Raw genomic sequence first — 18676 nt, 5'->3', positions numbered from 1 at the left:
CCCCCAGCGAGGAGACCGCCCCCGCCGCGGCGCCGCCGATGAAGGCCGTGGTGATGGCGGGAGGCGAGGGCACACGCCTGCGCCCCATGACCGCCAACCAGCCCAAACCGCTCCTGCCGGTGGTCAACAAGCCCATCATGGAGCACGTGCTTCGCCTGCTGCGCAGGCACGGTTTCACCGAGACCGTGGTCACCGTGCAGTTTTTGGCCACGCTCATCCGCAACTACTTCGGGGACGGCGAGGAGCTCGGCATGAAGCTCCACTACGTCGCCGAGGAGGTCCCGCTCGGCACCGCGGGCAGCGTCAAGAACGCCGAGGAACACCTGCGCGGAGAGCCCTTCATCGTCATCTCCGGCGACGCGCTGACCGACATCGACCTCACCGACATGGTCCGCTTCCACAAGGAGCGCGGCGCCAAGGTCACCATCGCCCTCAAGCGGGTCCCCAACCCGCTGGAGTTCGGCATCATCATCGTCGACGACCAGGGGCGCATCCAGCGGTTCCTGGAGAAGCCCACCTGGGGCCAGGTCTTCTCGGACACCGTCAACACCGGCATCTACATCATGGAGCCGGAGGTTCTGGAACGGGTCGCCGCGGGAGAGGTCGTCGACTGGTCCGGTGACGTCTTCCCGGAGCTGCTGGAGGAGGGCGAGCCCCTCTACGGCTACGTCGCCGACGGCTACTGGGAGGACGTGGGTACGCACGAGAGCTACCTCAGCGCCCAGGCCGACGTGCTCTCGGGCAGGGTCGACGTCGACATCGACGGCTTCGAGGTGTCGCCGGGGGTCTGGATCGGTGAGGGCGCGGAGGTCGACGCCACCGCCGTCCTGAAGGGTCCCCTCTACATCGGCGACTACGCCAAGGTCGAGGCCGGTGCGGAGCTGCGCGAGTACACGGTGCTCGGCAGCAACGCCGTCGTGCGGGCGGAGGCGTTCTGCCACCGCACCGTGCTCCACGACAACGTTTTCATCGGCCGCGGCGCCAACCTGCGCGGTTGCGTGATCGGCAAGAACACCGACGTCATGGCGGCGGCCCGGATCGAGGAGGGCGCGGTCGTCGGCGAGGACTGCGTCATCGAGTCCGAGGCCTACGTGAACAACGACGTCAAGGTCTACCCCTTCAAGACCATCGAGGCCGGCGCGGTGGTCAACACCAACGTGGTCTGGGAGTCGCGGGGCCAGCGTTCGCTGTTCGGGCCCCGGGGCGTGTCCGGCCTGATCAACGTCGAGATCACACCCGAGCTCGCGGTGCGGCTGGCCAACGCCTACGCCACCACGCTCAAGAAGGGCGCGGTCGTCACGACCTCCCGGGACGTCTCCCGGGCGGCGCGCACGCTCAAACGGGCCATTATCAGCGCGCTCACCGCCGCCGCCATAGAGGTCCGCGACCTGGAGGTGGTTCCGGTGCCGGTGGCGCGCTTCCATACCTCCCAGAGCGGGATCAGCGGCGGCATCACGGTGCGCACCAGCCCGGGCGACCCCGAGTCCGTCGACATCCTGTTCCTGGACGGGGAGGGGGCCGACCTGTCGCCGGGGGCCCAGCGCAAGCTCGACCGGGTCTTCTCCAGGGCCGAGTACCGGCGCGCCTTCCCCGGGGAGATCGGCGAACTGTCCTTCCCCTCGCGCAACGTGGAGAACTACTCACACGAGCTCCTGAGGTCCGTGGACACCTCCGGGGTGGCCGAGGCCGAGCTGAAGGTCGTGGTCGACTGCGCGGGCGGTACCGGCTCGCTGATCCTGCCCTCGCTGCTGGGCCGGATCGGCGTGGACGTGCTCACGGTCAACAACCGGTTGGACGAGGCCTCTCCCACCGACACCGTCGCCAAGAGGATGCGGGACCTGGAGCGGCTGGGCGAGCTGGTCGCCAACTCCGGGGCCGACTTCGGGGTGCGCTTCGACCCGGTGGCGGAACGGTTGTCCATCGTGGACGAGAACGGCAAGCTGGTGGACGGCGACCGTGCGCTCCTGGTGGTCCTGGACCTGGTCGCGGCCGAACGCGGCGGCGGGAGGGTGGCGCTGCCGGTCACCACGACCCGGGTGGCCGAGGAGGTGGCCCGGTCGCACGGGGCCGAGGTGCTCTGGACGGCCACCGCCACCGACGAGCTGACCAAGGCGGTCCGTTCGGCCGGGGAGGAGATCGTCTTCGCCGGCGACGGCCGAGGCGGGTTCGTCATCCCCGAGTTCAGCCCCACCAGTGACGGCATCGCCGCCTTCGTGCGGCTGCTGGGTCTGGTGGCGCGGACCCGGCGCTCGCTCGGACAGATCGACAGCGCGATCCCCCGGGCGCACCTCCTGCGCCGTTCGGTGCCCACCCCGTGGGCGGTCAAGGGGAGCGTCATGCGCTCGGTCGTGGAGGCGGCCGGCAAGCGCGAGCTCGACACCACGGACGGGGTCCGGGTGATCGAGTCCGACGGTAGCTGGGCGCTGGTTCTGCCGGACACCTCCGAAGCCGTGACCCATCTTTGGGCCGAAGGTCCTGATTCGGACGTCGCGCACGCCCTGCTCGACGAGTGGGCGGCTGTGGTGGAACGGGCCGAGGGTTAACCAGTCCTCCCGTGGGCGTGGGCGGCAGGGCCGTCCGCGCCCACGGGCGCAGGCGGGCCGCCGGCTCGGCCGGGCTTTCCTCTCCCTGAAAAACAGGGATAAAATGGACAAAAAGCCAGGTCAGGGCCTGAGTGGGAAGTTCGCGAAAATCCATCCGGCGATCCGGCGAACCAAATGCCGGGATCGGGCATCTGCCCCATAACAGGTGTTGCTCTTGACGTATGGTCTGCGCCTCGCCCGAGTCGGTGCCCCAGGTGCCGGCACGGCCGAACCCTAGAGGGGGGCGCCCCCAGGGTGTTCACAGCGGGCCGAACGGGAGCGAAACCCTGCCTGGACAGGGATATGGTTTAAAGTCGAGTGTTCCCTGAAGCACCGCGTCACCACCCGCCCCGGTGGTCCCGGCAACGGCGGACACCCAACGGGGGGTGACAAGGAGTACAACATGGGGGATGAGACCTAGCGACCGACCGTGTGAGCCGTCCCGCTGCCGCGACAGCGGACCGACTCACCGTGTTCCGGACGGTGTGCGGGCCCGGTGCCCGCCCGGCGTCCGGGACGCGCCACCGATCAGCCGAATCAAGCACCGCCCCGTGCGGTAGGAGGCCGAGCCGACCTATGTCGAGCGTTTACTGCACGCAGTGCGGTCACGCCGTTGCGGATGATGCCCGTTTCTGCTCCCACTGTGGAACCCCCATCCGCAGGGCCGAACAGCAGAGCCCACAGCCCGCCACGGCCGGGGAGTCCGGCGGAGATGTCACGTCGACCATCTCCATCTCCGGGATACAGGCCCTGGAAGAGGAGGAACCGGGCGACGAGCTCAGCGGCGACGACCCCGCCAGCGCAGACGCCCTGCCGCCCGGAACCGCTTTGCTGGTGGTCCGGCGAGGCCCCAACGCGGGGAGCCGTTTCCTGCTGGACAGCGACGTGACCACCGCGGGCCGCCACCCCAACAGTGACATCTTCCTCGACGACGTCACCGTCTCCCGGCGCCACGTCGAGTTCTTCCGACGAGGCAACGGCTTCGGCGTCCGGGACGTCGGCAGCCTCAACGGAACCTACGTCAACCGCGAGCCGGTGGACGAGGCCGAGCTGGGCGGAGGAGACGAGATCCAGATCGGTAAGTTCCGTATGGTCCTGCTGACCAAACCACGCCGGTGACGGCGCGCTGACCACGGTCGACGGGGGTGGGAGGGCCGAGGAGGTTTGCGGCCCCCCGCCTCCGGAGAGCTTTGTAACGAAGGGGTGCCTTTGCCCTCGGGATCCTGATTCAACGGGGGAGCAGGGACGAGCGCCCATCCGGCATGACGACTCGTGGGACGGAGCCGCTGTGAAGCACATGGAGGTCGTCGGCGTCCGGGTTGAGATGCCCTCGAACCAACCGATTGTCCTGCTCAAGGAATCCGAGGGGGACCGCTACCTGCCGATCTGGATCGGCGGGGTGGAGGCCACCGCGATCGCGCTCGCCCAACAGGGGGTCGCGCCCGCGCGGCCGCTCACCCATGACCTGTTCAGGGACGTCCTGGACGCTCTGGACACGGGGCTCGAGACGGTGAACATCACCGGTCTGAGTGACGGGATCTTCTACGCCGAACTGGTGTTCAGCAACGGTGTGGAGGTCAGTGCGCGCCCTTCGGACTCCATCGCCCTGGCGCTGCGGACGGGCACCCCGATCTACGCCCACGAGGACGTGATCGAGGAGGCCGGGATGCCCATCCCGGACGAGCAGGAGGACCAGGTCGAGGCGTTCCGGGAGTTCCTGGACAACATCTCGCCGGAGGATTTCGGCCGACGCAGTACGTGACCGGACGGGGCCCGCCGACCGCGGGTCCCGTGCCGTGTGGCCTGGCGGCTGGTCCGGGCACTGCCGGAAAACCTTCGTGGCCTGCGACTTTGCCGGGCCCGTCGGTGTTAGATTGGGTGGGAGGAACGGGTGTGGAGTGCGTAGCCGAAAACCGCCGGGCCCGTTTCGGGTCCGGGGGGGGCCGCTGCCGCGGCCCCGCCTCCGTGTGCACTTGGCGACGCGCCGGGTGGCTTCGTTGACGCTACCGTGCGGCCGTCCTACGGTCAGTGCTGTGAAACCCGCGGCGCGCCCTTTCCCTAGTGGACCCTCCCCTGTCGATGCCGCCGTGGGACGAGAAGCCGGAGGTCGGCGTGGCGGTAGCGAGCGGCAAGCGGGATCCCGATGACAGGCGGTCCGCGCTGCGGCTAGCGGGGCAGCAGGGCCTACTGTGCGAAGAGGACGTGGTGGCGCTGCCTATGGACGTCGGGTATCGGGGCCCAGCGGCGTGTACGGCCGCCGGGATCACCTATCGCCAGCTCGACTACTGGGCCAGAACCGGCCTGGTGGAGCCAAGCGTGCGCACCGGGGCCCACAACGCCCCCCTGTACAGCCTGCCGGACATCCTGATGCTGAAGGTGGCCAAACGGCTCCTGGACACCGGGATATCGCTCCAGCAGATCCGGACCGCGGTGGACCACCTGCGTGGCCGTCCCGCCGCCGAACTGTCCCGGATCACCCTGATGAGCGACGGCGTCAGCGTCTACGAGTGCACGTCACCGGACGAGGTCGTCGATCTGATGCAGCGGGGCCAGGGCATGTTCGGCCTGGCACTGGCCAACGTCTCCAGGGAGCTGGAGGAGGCCCTGGGGGTGGTTCCGGCCGAGGAACGGGCCGATCTGCCCGCGGCGCCGACCCAGCCCGTTGACGAGCTGGCCCGGCGCCGCCGGGAGCGGCGCACCGGCTGAGTCCGCCGACGTCGGGGCGGAAGGGCGGACCGCCGGGCACCGGCCGACGGTACCCGGTGCGGCCGACGGTCGGCGGGGGATCTTCGTGTGAACTGCCTAAAAGGCGTGCCCTGGCTCGGTGGTTCGGCGGTGGATCGAGTACGGTCGTAGTCACAACAGGGATGAAAACCGACATTCTCCCTGCTTGTCTACATATACAGAGCGTCAGCAGGCTGTTGATACCACGCGGGAGAGACCTCGGCAACGGGGCGCCGACGGGGCAATACTCCCCAGTAACCTCTCAGGCACCATGGACCGCGTGGAGAAGGCCGCTCTGAAGCCCGGGCACCGTCGCGTCCGGGTGACAGAGGGGGAGACCGTGAGGAACACCGCCGACCCGATCGGCCCTGTCACCAGGAGGTCTCCGTGCCTGACCCGTCGAACATCCCCACCTCGGGCGCGCCCGCCCGGGTGTTCGCCGACCGCCACATCGGCCCCACCCCGGCCGAGACCGCGGAGATGCTCAAGACGATCGGTTACGGCTCCACCGCCGAACTCATGACCGCCGCGGTGCCCGAGTCCATCCTCACCGGCCCCGGCAAGAGCGCCCCGCTCAACCTGCCCGAGGCGATCGGCGAGGCCGAGGCCCTGGCCGAACTCCGCGGGCTCGCCTCGCGCAACAGGGTCAACACCCCGATGATCGGCCGCGGCTACTACGGCACGCTCACGCCCCCGGTCATCCTGCGCAACATCATGGAGAACCCCGCCTGGTACACGGCCTACACGCCCTACCAGCCCGAGATCTCCCAGGGCCGTCTGGAGGCCCTGATCAACTTCCAGACCATGGTCTCCGACCTCACCGGCCTGCCCATCACCGGCGCCTCCCTGCTGGACGAGGCCACCGCAGCCGCTGAGGCCATGACCCTGGCCCGGCGGGCCTCCAAGGTCAAGAGCAACGTCTTCGTGGTCGACTCCGACGTGTTCCCGCAGACCCTCCAGGTCCTGCGCACCCGCGCCGAGCCCCTGGGCATCGAGGTGGTCGTCGCCGACCTGACCCAGGGCATGCCCGAGGGCGAGGCATACGGCGTCCTGGTCCAGTACCCGGCCTCCAGCGGTGTGGTGCGCGATCCCAGCCCGGTCATCGCCCAGGCGCACGAACGCGGCGCCCTGGCCGTGGTCGCCGCCGACATCCTCGCCCTGACCCTGCTGCGCAGCCCCGGTGACCTGGGTGCCGACATCGCGGTGGGCTCCACCCAGCGCTTCGGTGTCCCGCTCGGCTTCGGCGGCCCGCACGCCGGCTACATGTCCGTGGGCGAGAAGCTCCGCCGCCAGCTGCCCGGACGGCTGGTCGGCGTTTCGGTCGACAACGCGGGCAAGCCCGCCTACCGCCTGGCCCTGCAGACCCGTGAGCAGCACATCCGCCGGGAGAAGGCCACCAGCAACATCTGTACCGCCCAGGTGCTGTTGGCCATCATGGCCGGGATGTACGCCGTGTACCACGGCCCCGACGGCCTGCGCGCGATCGCCCGCCAGGTCCACGCGCGCACGGTCGCGCTGGCCGACGCCCTCGCCCAGCGCGGGTTCGAGGTGGTCCACGGCGCCTACTTCGACACCCTGCGGGTGCGGGTGCCCAGCGCCGACCGCGTGGTGGAGCGCGCCCTGGACTCCGGGATCAACCTGCTCACCGTCGACCAGGGCACGGTCGGCCTCAGCGTGGACGAGACCACCACCGTCGACCACCTCGACCAGGTCCTGGCCGCCTTCGGCGAGGCCGACCGGGGCGCCGACCGCGGCCCGGTCACCGTGGACGGCAGCGCCGACCGCCTGCCCGCCGACCTGGCCCGCGGCGTCGACTACCTCACCCACCCGGTGTTCAACACCCACCGCAGCGAGACCTCGCTGCTGCGCTACATGCGCCGCCTGTCCGACCGCGACCTGGCGCTGGACCGCACGATGATCCCGCTGGGTTCGTGCACCATGAAGCTCAACGCCACCGCGGAGATGGAGTCCGTCACCTGGCCCGAGTTCGCCGGCCTGCACCCGTTCGCCCCGCTCGACCAGGCGGCCGGGAGCGTGTCGCTCATCCGCGACCTGGAGTCCTGGCTGGCCGAGGTCACCGGCTACGACGCGGTCTCACTCCAGCCCAACGCCGGTTCCCAGGGCGAGCTCGCCGGGCTGCTGGCGATCCGCGGCTACCACCGCTCGCGCGGCGACGCCCACCGCGACGTCTGCCTCATCCCCAGCTCCGCGCACGGCACCAACGCCGCCAGCGCCGTCATGGCGGGTATGCGCGTGGCCGTGGTGGCCTGTGCCGAGGACGGCAACGTCGACCTGGACGACCTGCGTGCCAAGACCGCAGAGCACAGTGAGGACCTGGCGGCCATCATGGTCACCTACCCCTCCACCGCGGGCGTGTACGAGGACACCATCACCGAGGTGTGCCGCCTGGTCCACGAGGCGGGCGGTCAGGTCTACGTCGACGGCGCCAACCTCAACGCCCTCCTGGGCTGGGCCAAGCCGGGCGAGTTCGGTGCGGACGTCAGCCACCTGAACCTGCACAAGACCTTCTGCATCCCGCACGGCGGCGGCGGGCCGGGCGTGGGACCGGTCGCGGTCCGCTCGCACCTGTCGGGTTTCCTGCCCAACCACCCGAGCCAGCCCGAGGCGGGCCCGCACACCGGGGTCGGCCCGGTTTCGGCCTCACCGTTCGGCTCCGCCGGCATCCTGCCGATCTCCTGGGCCTACGTGCGGATGATGGGCGGCGACGGTCTGCGTGCGGCCACGGAGACCGCCGTGCTCTCGGCCAACTACGTCGCCAAGCGCCTGGAGCCGTACTACCCGGTGCTCTACACCGGCGCCAACGGTCTGGTCGCGCACGAGTGCATCGTCGACATCCGCCCGCTCCAGAAGGCCAGCGGTATCAGCAACGAGGACGTCGCCAAGCGCCTGATGGACTACGGGTTCCACGCACCGACCATGTCCTTCCCGGTCAACGGCACGCTGATGGTCGAGCCCACCGAGAGCGAGAACCTCGCCGAGCTTGAGCGGTTCGTCCAGGCGATGATCGCCATCCGCGGTGAGATCGACCGGGTCGCCTCGGGGGAGTGGTCCGCCGACGACAACCCGCTGCGGGGCGCCCCGCACACCGCCGAGGCGGTGACCGCGGACGAGTGGGAGCACGGTTACACGCGTTCGGAGGCGGCCTACCCGCTGCCGTCGCTGCGCCAGGACAAGTACTGGCCGCCGGTCGGCCGGATCGACCAGGCCTACGGTGACCGCAACCTGGTCTGCTCCTGCCCGCCGCCGGAGGCCTTCGAGCTGTAGCGGGCGCGCGTCACACGACGCACGCGGTGCACACGGGCCGGCCTGCGGGACCGGCACGGACGGGGTGCCTCTCCGGGGGAGGCGCCCCGTCGTCGTATCCGCCCGCCCCGAACGCCTACTAAGGATCTACGTCGTAAAGGTGTTGCTCGGTTTGCTCCGAAACGATCCGAGCACGCGCGGAACAAACCCGTAGGGGACCGGGAAACAGCCACGGGAACCAACATCCGTCACACAGGCCTCCATCGGCTGTGGGAGAGCGCGTTAGAGTTGCGGCGATGCTGACGATCCGCGCCCCCATCGTGCGGACCCGCCACCCCATGGAAAGCGCAAGGAATGACCGCGACGTCCGGATCTCCCGCACGCTCTGGCCCCGCAACCCCCGCACCCCAAGCCACGGACCCCGATGACGCGGAGGAGACCGCCGTGCCCCCGGCGGAGTCCGCACCTGACCTGTGCGACCAGGCCCAGGACCTCGCCGAGAACGGCCACCTGAAGAAGGCCGCCAAGCTCTACCAGCAGGCGGTGGCGGCCAACCCGCGCCCGGGCGTCCAGGCCAGGGCACTGCTGGGGCTGGCGGTGGTGCAGGACCAGCGCGGGGACCTGGCCGCCGCGCGCGAGGCCGCGCGCCGGGCGCTGGCCACCGGGGACTCCCGCTACGCTCCGCGCGCCGCCTACCACCTGGGGCTCTCCCTCGAACAGGAGGGCGCCCACGGCGAGGCCGCGCGGGTCTGGCACCGCCTGCTCGAGCTGGGCGGCCCCGCCTACACCGCGGTGGCCCGCTACGGGTTGGCCCGTGAGGCGGAACTGCGCGGTGAGGAGGCTGAGGCCGAGGAGCACTGGGAGGCCGTGCTGGAACTGCCCTCCGGCGACACCGGGCTCAGCCGCCTGCATGCTGTCACCGTCGTCGACGCCGCGCGCGACCTGGCCGGACGCCTACTCGAACGGGGGCGGCCGGAGGCCGCGGCCGCGGCCGTCGAGCGGGGGCTGGCGGCGGGGGAGGACCCCGGCCTGCGGCTGCTGCGGGCCGCCGCCCACCTGGAAGGGGCGATCGCTGACGCGGGTTCGGTGGTCGCCCCCGCGTCTGCCGAGGAGGGGGCGGGCGTGCGCCCGGAGCCACAGACCTCGGGCGCGGCGGTGGAACTGCTCGCCGGGCTGATGGCGCTGCGCGGAGAACCGGACGAGGCCGCACGGGTCTGGCGGCTGGGGTTGGACAGTGGTGACCGCGAGGCGTCCCGAGCGGTGCGCGAACGGTTGCGCCGTCCCTTCGCCCAACCGCAGGGGCGGGACGGGGAGCAGGCCCCCGAACCGTGGTGGGACGTCTACCTGGAGGAGGCCGTGGCGACCGCCAGCGCGCCGGCGCTGGCGGGGGAGCTGTTCGCGGTCATCACCCAGATGCACGCCCTGCTGGCGGTTCCGGTGGTCGAGGGGGAGGCCCGGCCGACCGTGCTGCGCGCCGCGATGGAGCAGGCTCTTCGGACGCCGAGTGAACTTGTGTGGGGCGCCGACGTGCACGCTGACTTCCGGCGTCGGCTCAGCGAGGCGATGGGGGAGGACGTACTGCCCGAGGGCTGGCCCGAGGCGCGCTGAGGGGGTCCTGCGGGCTGTGGCCGGGCGGGGGCGGCCCTGGGCCCGCCCGGGCCGGGGCCGGACAGGCCCGGGCGGGAGCGGTTCCGGCGCTCAGCTCCGAAGCAGGCGCGTTCAGGCGGCGGCGCGGGGTCGGTGCGGGGCGACAACCGCCCCGTCGGGGAGGAGTTCACCGGTGTCGTCGAAGAGGACGACGCCGTTGCAGAGTAGGCTCCACCCCTGTTCCGGGTGGCTGGAAACGATCCGCGCGGCCTCGCGGTCGGTGTCCTCGAAGGACGGGCAGGAGGGTGAATGGCTGCACATGACAGAGCCTTTCGTCTCGGTGCTCTTCGTTGAGCTGAGGCCAACAATAGTGGCTGACATCACATGGTGTTGTCGGTTTAGGCGACAATGTTCGCCCTCCCCTTTTGTTCGCTCTCACCAATGAGACGCACCTCACCCGTGCGCAGTTCTGTCCGGGCGGACCCGGGCGGACCCGGACGACGAGGACCGGCGGAGGCACCGAACCGTATCCGGCGGGTCAGTAGCCACCGCGGGTACGGCGGGCCGCCGGACGGCTGCGCATCCCGGCCCCGGCCAGGCCGCCGCGCTGGAAGGCCCGGACGAGTTCGCCGCCGAGGTTGACCCCGGCGCCCAGCGCCAGCGCCACCATGATCGCCTCGGCGAGGCTGAGCAGCCCCGTGACCGCGCCCCCGGCCCCCTGGGTGATCTCGATCAGCCCCCGGTACAGGATGCTGCCGGGCAGCAGCGGTGCGATCGACGGGATGAGGTAGGGCAGTACCGGGCGCCGGGTCCGCCGGGCCAGCCAGTGCCCGACCATCCCCACGGCCACCGCGCCCGCGACCGTGCCCACCACCAGGGGAACGTCCAGGAACGCCCGCAGACCCGCGTAGATGACCCAGATCATCACGCCCAGGGCTCCGATCGTGGGCAGCATCCGGGGCGGCACCGCCAGGGAGATCGCGAAGGCCATGGCGATCCCGGCCGCGCCGATCAGTACCGCGGGGTTCAGCGCCATCCCGGCGGACGGCAGGTTCTCCAGGTCCAGGTTGACCCCCAGCCGTGTCGCCGTGTACGCCACGGTGACCACGCCCGACACGATCGCGCCCAGGATGAAGAAGGTCTCCAGCAGCCGTGCGACCGCGGTGACGTAACTACCGCTGATCCCGTCCTGGAGGCTGGAGACCAGCGGACGGCCCGGCAGCAGCGCCATGATGTTGCCGGTGATGATCGCGCCCGCCTGCAGGCCCAGGTCCAGGGTGGTGCTCACCCACAGCAGCCCCACACCGATGGAGGAGGCGACGACCGCGGCCGCCGCCATCTGGTAGAACTCGGCGACCCCGCGGTTGGCCAGGAACACCGAGGTGCGGTCGCCCAGGACGGTGGCCAGGAAGGCCACCGTCGCCACGGCCGCCCCGCCGCCCACCATCACACTGGCGCTGGAGGCGATCAGGCCGAAGCCCACCGCGATCAGCCAGTTCGGGTAGGGCATGCGGGCGCGGCGGATCTGCTCCAGCCGCGCACTGGCGTCCTCCAGCTCCAGCAGGCCCAGTGCGGCCTGTTGGACCAGGCTGTGCAGCTCGTTGACGCGGAAGTAGTCCAGGGTGCGGCGGCGCACCACCCGCTCGCCGGTGACCGGCGGGCTGTCGCCGCCCGGGTGGGTGGACAGGGAGATCGTGGTGAAGGTGACCGACACCTCCGAGCGGGGCAGGTCGAAGGCGACCGAGAGGCTGAGCATGGCCTCGCTGACGGCCTCCGTGCTCTCGCCGCTGGCCAGCATGAGCTCTCCCACGCGCAGGGCCAGGTTGATCGCCCGCGCGTCGGGGAGCTTGACGTCCTCCTCGTCGTCGAGGCTGTCCGGGGTCAGTTCCCGTTCGTGCTCGGCCCGCCAGTCACGCATCCGGCTGAGCATGAACTCCTCGCTCGGCGGCCCGGACGGCTCCCTCTTGCTTGGCATGGCTGCTCTCCGTTTCCTCCCCGTCGCCCGCACCCCTGGTGTTCGGCGCACTGCCTCGGCAACCCCATGGGGGACGCCGCGCCCACAGGCGGGGTTCGCCCGCCTGGTGCGGTGGCACCGGTGAGTTCGGTCACCGGATCATCCTGTCAAGGCGCGAAGGCCGCCGAGGGCGGCGACGCGCCGGTCCCGGGGGTGCTCCCGGGGGTGCTCAGGCCGGGGGTTCCTGCGTCTTCTCGTTCGGGTGACCGTCCTGGCCGGGGCGGACCAGGCCGGTCTCGTAGGCGTGCACGACGGCCTGGACGCGGTCGCGCAGGCCGAGTTTGGTGAGGATGCTGCCCACGTGGGATTTGACGGTGGCCTCGCCCAGGACCAGGTGAGCGGCGATCTCTCCGTTGGACCATCCCTTGGCGACCAGCCGTAACACCTCGCGCTCCCGGACGGTCAGGGTGTCCGCCGACGGCTCGGGTCCGGCCTCGGGGGAGGGCAGCAGCGGCGCGAAGCGGTCCAGGAGGCGGTTCAGGACGGTGGGGGAGATGACGGAGGCGCCTCCGGCGACCAGTTCGACCGCGGAGACCAGTTCGGCGGGCGGGACGTCCTTGAGGAGGAAGCCGGAGGCGCCCGCACGCAGCACACCGACCACGTACTCGTCCAGGTCGAAGGTGGTCAGGGCCAGCACCCGCACCCGGTGGCCGAGCGGCCGGGCCCATTCGACGATCTTCCGGGTGGCCTGGACCCCGTCCACGCCCGGCATCCGGATGTCCATGAGGACGACGTCGGGCAGCAGGCCGCGGACCTCCCGGACGGCCTCGCGGCCGTCGGAGGCCTCGCCCACCACGGACACGTTCGGGGCGGATTCGAGGATCAGGCGGAAGCCGGCGCGGACGAGCGGCTGGTCGTCGACGAGGAGTACTGAGACGGGCACGGGCCGATTCTCCCGCACACGGCGCGGTCCTCAGGCCGTGGGCAGCGGGGGCGGGGTGCCGCCGAACTCCGGGCACAGCGCCTGGTGTTCGCACCAGCCGCACAGCTTGCTGCGTTTGGGCTCCCACACGCCGGCGCGTCCGGCCGCCTCGATCCGCGCCCAGATGTCGGCGATCTCGGCCTCGGCGGCGGCGAGTTCGGCCTCGGTGGGGTCGTACCAGCGCACGGAGCCGTCGCCCAGGTAGACGAGCTGGAGACGGGCGGGCACGACGCCGAGGTCGCGCCAGATCATCACCGCGTAGAAGAAGATCTGGAACTTGGCCTTGTCCTCGAACCGGGGGTGCGGCGACTTCCCGGTCTTGTAGTCGACGACCCTGATCTGGCCGGAGGGGGCCACGTCCAGGCGGTCGACGTAGCCGCGCAGCCGCAGTCCGGTGGGCAGGGAGACCTCCAGGCGCATCTCGCGTTCGCGGGGCTCCAGCTGCTCGGGGTTCTCCAGGTCGAAGTAGCGTTTGACCAGGGTCCGGGCCGACTCCAACCACTCCTGGAGGGCCTCCTCGCCGTCGAAGAGCCGTTCCTGCAGTTCGGGGTCGCGTGCGCGGAGCTTCTCCCACTGGGGGTCGACCAGGCTCAGCGCGGTGCGCGGTGTGCGGGTCCCGGCCGGCAGCTCGTAGAGGCGTTCGAGGCAGGCGTGGACGAGGGTGCCGCGCAGCGCGGCGGCGCTGGGGGCCTCGGGGAGGCGGTCGATGGTGCGGAACCGGAACAGGAGCGGGCACTGGAGGAAGTCCGAGGCACGCGAGGGTGACAGGGCGGTCGGCAGCGGCGCGGTGGTCATACTCCGAGCCTAGATCGTCTCCGGCGGGCACTCACCCGCTGCGTGTCGCCCCATGAGAGGACCATCGGGGCGGGGGCCATAGTCTTGGCTGTGTGACCAGAGGCAGTGACGACCCCAGGCCCAGGACCGGCGACCGGACCAGGCGGCCGGGGTTACCGCTGGGGCGGCCCTTCGGGGTCCCGGTCTACGTCACCTCCTCGTGGTGGATCGTCGCGGTCCTCATCACGCTGGTCTACGGGGGGATCGTCCAGTCGCGGTTGGCGCTGGGCCCCTCGGCCTACCTGTTGGCCTTCGTCTTCGCGATCCTTCTCTACGCCTCCGTCCTGGTGCACGAACTCGCGCACTCGCTGGTGGCCCGCCGGTACGGGCTGCCGGTGCGCCGTATCGTCCTGTACGTGCTGGGCGGGGTGTCCGAGATCGACCGGGAGGCGCCCACCCCGGGCCGGGAGTTCTGGATCGCCTTCTCCGGGCCGTTGCTGTCGTTGGCGCTGGCGGCGGGGGCGTTCGTGCTGGCGTACTTCACCGATCCCTTCAGCGTCACCGGTGAGCTGCTCTTCCAGTTGTGGATCGCCAACCTGCTCGTGGGTGTGTTCAACCTGTTGCCGGGGCTGCCCCTGGACGGCGGGCGCCTGCTGCGCGCCGGGGTGTGGAAGATGACGGGGCGTGCGCACACCGGCAGTGTGGTGGCGGCCTGGGGCGGCCGGGTGCTGGCCCTGGGGGTCGCGGCCCTGCCGTTCCTGTTCGCCTGGAGCGCGGGGAGCAGCCCCGGGCCGTGGGCGGTCGTGTGGGGGCTGGTGCTGGCCGGCTTCATGTGGATGGGTGCCAGCGAGGCCCTGGGCAACGCCCGGGTCCGGGCCCGGGTGCCCGGACTGCGGGCCCGGGCGCTGGCCCGTCCGGCCGTGGTGGTTCCGGCGGACCTGCCGTTGGAGCTGGCCGACCACCGTGCCGGGGAGGCGGGTGTGGACACGATCGTGGTCGCCGACGACGACGGCACGCCGGTCTCGGTCGTGCACCCCGCCGCCGCGGAGGCGATCACCGCAGAGCGCAGGGCCCGGGTCCCGGTGTCGGACGTGTCCCGGGCGCTGACCAGGCACTCCCGGGTCTCGGCGGATCTGGAGGGCGAGGAGCTCCTGGCGGAGCTCACCCGGCACCCGTTGCCGGAGTACCTGGTGGTGGAGGATGACGGCGCGCTGTCGGGGGTGTTGCGGTCAGTGGACGTCAACGCGGCGATGGCGGGACGGTCTGCGAGCGGGCGCAGATGAGCGGGCCGCGCCGGGGCAGGGCCCCGCGGCCGGGGCGCGGGCCGTGGGGACGGCGGTTCAGCGCCGGGCGCCCTCGGGCCACAGGACGGTGACGGGCTGGTCGAGTTCCCGGGCGTAGGCCACCACGTCAGCGGTGCCCCCGTGGCCGCGCGCGGGTTGCCCGTCCCAGACCGCGACCAGCCGGTCGCACAGCTCCACGAGCAGCCGCCCGGCGGCCATGTGGGCACCGGGCTCTGATTCGCCGTGGGGTAACTCGTGGATGAGGACGGCCTGTTCCATGAGGTGGTCGTAGACCGGGTGGTGCTCGGGCGGAAGGGCCTCCCGGTACCCGGCGGCGGGGACGATCGCCTCCAGGGGAGCTCCCGCGTTCACCACGGCCTCCGCGAAGACGGCGTCGGCGCCGTCCGCGAGGCAGGACAGCCCCACCATCTCGCACCCGTACGGTTCCAGGTACGCCTTGACCAGGTCGGCGACGGCGCCGCTCACGTCAGGGGACAGGTTGCGGTGTCCGGTGATCCCGATACGAGTCACGTAACCTCCCTGCTGCTTGCTTCGCCGGGTTTCTACCCCCTGATGGGCGTACCGGTAACTAGTGACGAAAGTCTGTTGTCGAGATCCTCGACGCACAGCGCCCCCGGACCCCGGTAGCGGCGGCGGAAGGACCTGACCCGGCCCACCACGCGCTCGGAGCCGAAACGCACCCCGGTGGCCAGCGCCTCCTGGGCGAGCCGGAAGGCCTCGTCGACGTCGCCGGCCTCGGCGTGGGCGGAGGCGAGCTCGACCTTGAGCAGGGCGGACTGCTTGACGTTGCGCGGGGAGGGGGCCACGGCCTCGGCGAAGGCGGCGCGGGCCTCGTGCGGGCTGCGCAGCCGAACGCCCACCAGGGCGCGGTAACCGGCGACCTTGGCCTCGTCGAAGGCGAACACCCACGGCCAGGGGGGCTGGGCGTTGTCCGGGCTGGCGACCTCCCGTTCGGCGTGCCTGATGGCCCGGGCCGCGCAGACGCGGTCACCGGTCCCCGCGTGGGCCAGTGCGCTGATGCAGGCCAGCCAGGCGCGGGCGGTGGGGTGGGCGGAGGGGCCGAGTACGTGTTCGGCTTCCTGGACCAGCCCGAGTCCGAGTTCGGGGTCCTCGGCGACGTCGATCTCGAAGGCGGCCAGGGAGCCGAGCATGTAGACGTCGAGCAGGCGCATCCCGGCCTGGCGGGCGCGTACGACGGCCGTGCGGTAGTGCATGCGGGCCGAGCCCATGTCGCCGAGGTCGGCGTTCAGCCAGGCGGCGAAACCGGAGGCCTCGCTGGCGGCCGCGCTGAGTTCGGTGTGGAAGGGCGTACCGCGCGCGTTCCCGAGCATCTGCTCGGCCAGGTGCACGTGCGCGGCGGCGCCGGGCAGCAGGTGGCGGGCGGAGGAGGTGGCGTCCATGCGGCGCTGGCCCCCGGTGATGGAACGCAGTGCGGGAGCGGTGGTCTCGTTGACCCCGTGGTACCCCTCGTGCTCCCCGGTGGGGCGCGGCGCCGTGGCCAGGAGGGTGCTCCCGGCGACCGCCCTGCTGGAGTCGCGGCGTCTGGTGGGGTTCACCGCCTTCCTGGTGTGGCCCTCCTGTCTGACGGTGCCGCCGAAACGGAGCAGGTGGAGCGGGATCTCCAGCCGTTGCGCGAGGTCCTGGACCTGGCTGACGGTAAGGGACTGCTGACCGTTGACGACCCGGGAGACCCAGCTCTGCGAGTAGGTGAGAGCACGGGCGAGGTCGCCCTGGGACCATCCGCGCGCCACGCGCACGCCTTCGATGATCGTCGGCATGTCACAGGTGGCCAGGGCGGTGGCTATGCGCGGTCGGGTCCACAGGTCGTTGGGAAGTGCGCCGTCTGGTTGGGACATGCAGCTTAGGTTAGGGATTCCGGGCCCTCCCGGTGGCTATGTGCGAAAAAGAAGGCACGATGCGTGATCCGCATACCGGTACCCGTGCCTTCTCGGGGTGCGGCAAGGTGGAGGAGTCGTTGGTCCGGGGGAGCGCGTGCCGGGCCCGGGGAGGAAGCAGGGAGGCCACGTGACCGTTGAGACACCACCGGCGGGTAACCCGAGCCTGGCCGGAAACGGGCACGAGGACCGCGGTATCCCGGTGGAACCCCTGTGCCGCGTGGACCCGGCCGCCCTCGCCCTGCGGGGGATGGCCGCGGAGCTGCGCGCACGCGGGGTCGAGGCGCGGGAGGACGGTGTGTCCGGGGTCGTCGACGCCGGTCCCACGGCCCGGCCGCAACGCGCTCTCCTGCGGCCCCACAGGGGTGATCTCTGGTGGTGGATGAGGTGGCCCCTGCAGGATGGTGTCCCCCCGGCACTGTCCGGCGTCCCCCTCTCCCCGGTCACTCGGACCTCCGACGCCGCCCGCAGGATCGTGAGGGCCCTGTCCGTCACGACGAGAGACGGCTGAGGAGGCAGGAGGACACGCCCGGACGCTGAGTCGCCGCGCCCGGGCGGGAGCGGGCTGTGCGCGAGCACGGTCCCGGGTGTCGGGACGGTGTCCGGGTGAACCCGGAACCCAGTCTCCCTCTGCGCGGGTTCCGGACCCGTTCGACACCCGAAGCAGGGCCGTCCTTCGTGGGAAGGAGGGACGGCGGCATCCACCCCCTGAGGGGCACTCGGCGCCACCCCCTGGTCCGAGCGCCCCTCACCCCCTGCGAGGGTCCGCCGCGGAGGCCCCCGGAACGTCCGCGGCGGACAGGGCCGCTCCGACGATGCCCGCCGTGTTCCGCAGCGCCGCCGGAACGATCGGGGTGCGGATGTCGAGGTGGTGCAGGAACTTGTCCGACTTCCGGCTCACCCCGCCGCCCACCACGATCAGGTCCGGCCACACCAGGTCCTCGACCGTTCGGTAGTAGCGCTGGAGCCGCTTCTTGGCCCAGTCGTGGTAGGAGAGCCCGTCGCGCTCCTTGGCGCTGGAGGAGGCGCGTGTCTCCGCGTCGTGGCCGTCCACCTCCAGGTGGCCGAACTCGGTGTTGGGCACCAGGCGCCCGTCCACGACCAGAGCCGTGCCGATACCGGTGCCCAGGGTGGTGAGCAGGACCGTCCCGTCCACGTCCCTCGCGGCCCCGTAGCGGTTCTCCGCCAGCGCGGCGGCGTCGGCGTCGTTGAGCACGCGCACCGGCCGCCCCGCGGCCTCGGAGAACAGGGTCCGGGCGTCGGTGCCGATCCAGCTTTTGTGCAGGTTCGCGGCGGTGCGCACCACCCCGCCCTGCACCACTCCGGGAAAGGTGATCCCCAGGGGGGTTTGCGCGGTCTCGGGGAAGTGCGCGGCGATCTCGCCCACGACCTGTGCCACCTCGTCGGGGCCGGCGTGCTCGGGGGTGAGGATCTTCAGGCGGTCCCGGAGGAACTCGCCGGAGACCAGGTCGACCGGAGCGCCCTTGATGCCGCTGCCGCCGATGTCGATTCCCAGGCCCGTGGTCTGCTGTGACATGGGTGGTGTCTCCTGTTGGTCCTCGTTGCCGTATGGGGAGGTGGCGGTGCCACACGCCTGATCCTGCCCCAGG

General features: G+C 71.4%; 15 protein-coding genes and 1 riboswitch. Of the genes, 8 read left to right on the top strand and 7 right to left on the bottom strand.

The annotated features are described in order from the left end of the window. Positions 1-38: 38 nt before the first annotated feature. The 6 genes from AC0VYD_RS16095 to AC0VYD_RS16070 all read left to right on the top strand — a co-directional run bounded on the left by AC0VYD_RS16095 (position 39) and on the right by AC0VYD_RS16070 (position 10178). Positions 39-2543 carry a sugar phosphate nucleotidyltransferase gene (locus AC0VYD_RS16095; RefSeq protein ID WP_475480282.1) on the top strand — a complete coding sequence of 835 codons (2505 nt, stop codon included), beginning with the start codon at positions 39-41 and terminating at the stop codon, positions 2541-2543. Between the two features lie 615 nt (positions 2544-3158). After that, positions 3159-3701, top strand: a complete 543-nt coding sequence (locus tag AC0VYD_RS16090; protein ID WP_473039151.1) for an FHA domain-containing protein — start codon at positions 3159-3161, stop codon at positions 3699-3701. 169 nt (positions 3702-3870) lie between these two features. Beyond that, positions 3871-4344, top strand: a complete 474-nt coding sequence (locus AC0VYD_RS16085) for a bifunctional nuclease family protein (RefSeq protein ID WP_017583139.1) — start codon at positions 3871-3873, stop codon at positions 4342-4344. Positions 4345-4799: 455 nt separating this feature from the next. Further along, the gene (locus tag AC0VYD_RS16080; RefSeq protein WP_475480281.1) at positions 4800-5288 is read left to right on the top strand and encodes a MerR family transcriptional regulator; all 489 of its coding nucleotides are present in this window, start codon (positions 4800-4802) and stop codon (positions 5286-5288) included. Between the two features lie 216 nt (positions 5289-5504). After that, positions 5505-5595, top strand: a riboswitch (glycine riboswitch). A gap of 98 nt (positions 5596-5693) precedes the next feature. Beyond that, a complete protein-coding gene (gcvP, locus tag AC0VYD_RS16075; RefSeq protein ID WP_475476340.1) occupies positions 5694-8591 on the top strand; it encodes an aminomethyl-transferring glycine dehydrogenase in 2898 nt (965 codons plus the stop codon). Positions 8592-8924: 333 nt separating this feature from the next. Further along, positions 8925-10178 carry a tetratricopeptide repeat protein gene (locus tag AC0VYD_RS16070; protein WP_475476339.1) on the top strand — a complete coding sequence of 418 codons (1254 nt, stop codon included), beginning with the start codon at positions 8925-8927 and terminating at the stop codon, positions 10176-10178. 111 nt (positions 10179-10289) lie between these two features. On the opposite strand, the gene AC0VYD_RS16065 is transcribed toward AC0VYD_RS16070, so the two are convergent. The 4 genes from AC0VYD_RS16065 to AC0VYD_RS16050 all read right to left on the bottom strand — a co-directional run bounded on the left by AC0VYD_RS16065 (position 10290) and on the right by AC0VYD_RS16050 (position 13888). Further along, on the bottom strand, positions 10290-10478 hold the full coding sequence (locus AC0VYD_RS16065) for a DUF5999 family protein (RefSeq protein ID WP_191271746.1): 189 nt from the start codon (positions 10476-10478) through the stop codon (positions 10290-10292). 217 nt (positions 10479-10695) lie between these two features. Beyond that, a complete protein-coding gene (locus tag AC0VYD_RS16060) occupies positions 10696-12132 on the bottom strand; it encodes a threonine/serine exporter family protein (protein ID WP_475476338.1) in 1437 nt (478 codons plus the stop codon). A 208-nt stretch (positions 12133-12340) separates the two neighbouring features. Then, positions 12341-13054: a response regulator gene (locus AC0VYD_RS16055; protein ID WP_475476337.1), complete on the bottom strand. Its 714-nt coding sequence runs from the start codon at positions 13052-13054 to the stop codon at positions 12341-12343. Positions 13055-13084: 30 nt separating this feature from the next. Next, a complete protein-coding gene (locus tag AC0VYD_RS16050) occupies positions 13085-13888 on the bottom strand; it encodes a RecB family exonuclease (RefSeq protein WP_475476336.1) in 804 nt (267 codons plus the stop codon). Between the two features lie 92 nt (positions 13889-13980). On the opposite strand from AC0VYD_RS16050, the gene AC0VYD_RS16045 reads away from it, so the two are divergent. Continuing rightward, positions 13981-15150, top strand: coding sequence for a site-2 protease family protein (locus AC0VYD_RS16045; protein ID WP_475476335.1), 1170 nt, complete (start codon positions 13981-13983; stop codon positions 15148-15150). A gap of 57 nt (positions 15151-15207) precedes the next feature. Here AC0VYD_RS16045 and AC0VYD_RS16040 read toward each other — a convergent pair whose 3' ends face one another. Beyond that, on the bottom strand, positions 15208-15681 hold the full coding sequence (locus AC0VYD_RS16040; protein WP_475476334.1) for a DNA-processing protein DprA: 474 nt from the start codon (positions 15679-15681) through the stop codon (positions 15208-15210). A gap of 32 nt (positions 15682-15713) precedes the next feature. Further along, positions 15714-17027: a helix-turn-helix domain-containing protein gene (locus AC0VYD_RS16035; protein WP_475476333.1), complete on the bottom strand. Its 1314-nt coding sequence runs from the start codon at positions 17025-17027 to the stop codon at positions 15714-15716. 169 nt (positions 17028-17196) lie between these two features. On the opposite strand from AC0VYD_RS16035, the gene AC0VYD_RS16030 reads away from it, so the two are divergent. Beyond that, entirely contained in the window at positions 17197-17577 is a 381-nt protein-coding gene (locus AC0VYD_RS16030) for a hypothetical protein (protein ID WP_475476332.1), read from the top strand. A gap of 237 nt (positions 17578-17814) precedes the next feature. Here the strand turns inward: AC0VYD_RS16030 and ppgK are convergent, their stop codons facing one another. Beyond that, a complete protein-coding gene (gene ppgK, locus AC0VYD_RS16025; protein WP_475476331.1) occupies positions 17815-18603 on the bottom strand; it encodes a polyphosphate--glucose phosphotransferase in 789 nt (262 codons plus the stop codon). Positions 18604-18676: the final 73 nt, after the last annotated feature.

The organism is Nocardiopsis sp. iso_40 (genome assembly GCF_056173285.1).
This window is presented reverse-complemented; position numbering and strand designations above follow the sequence as displayed.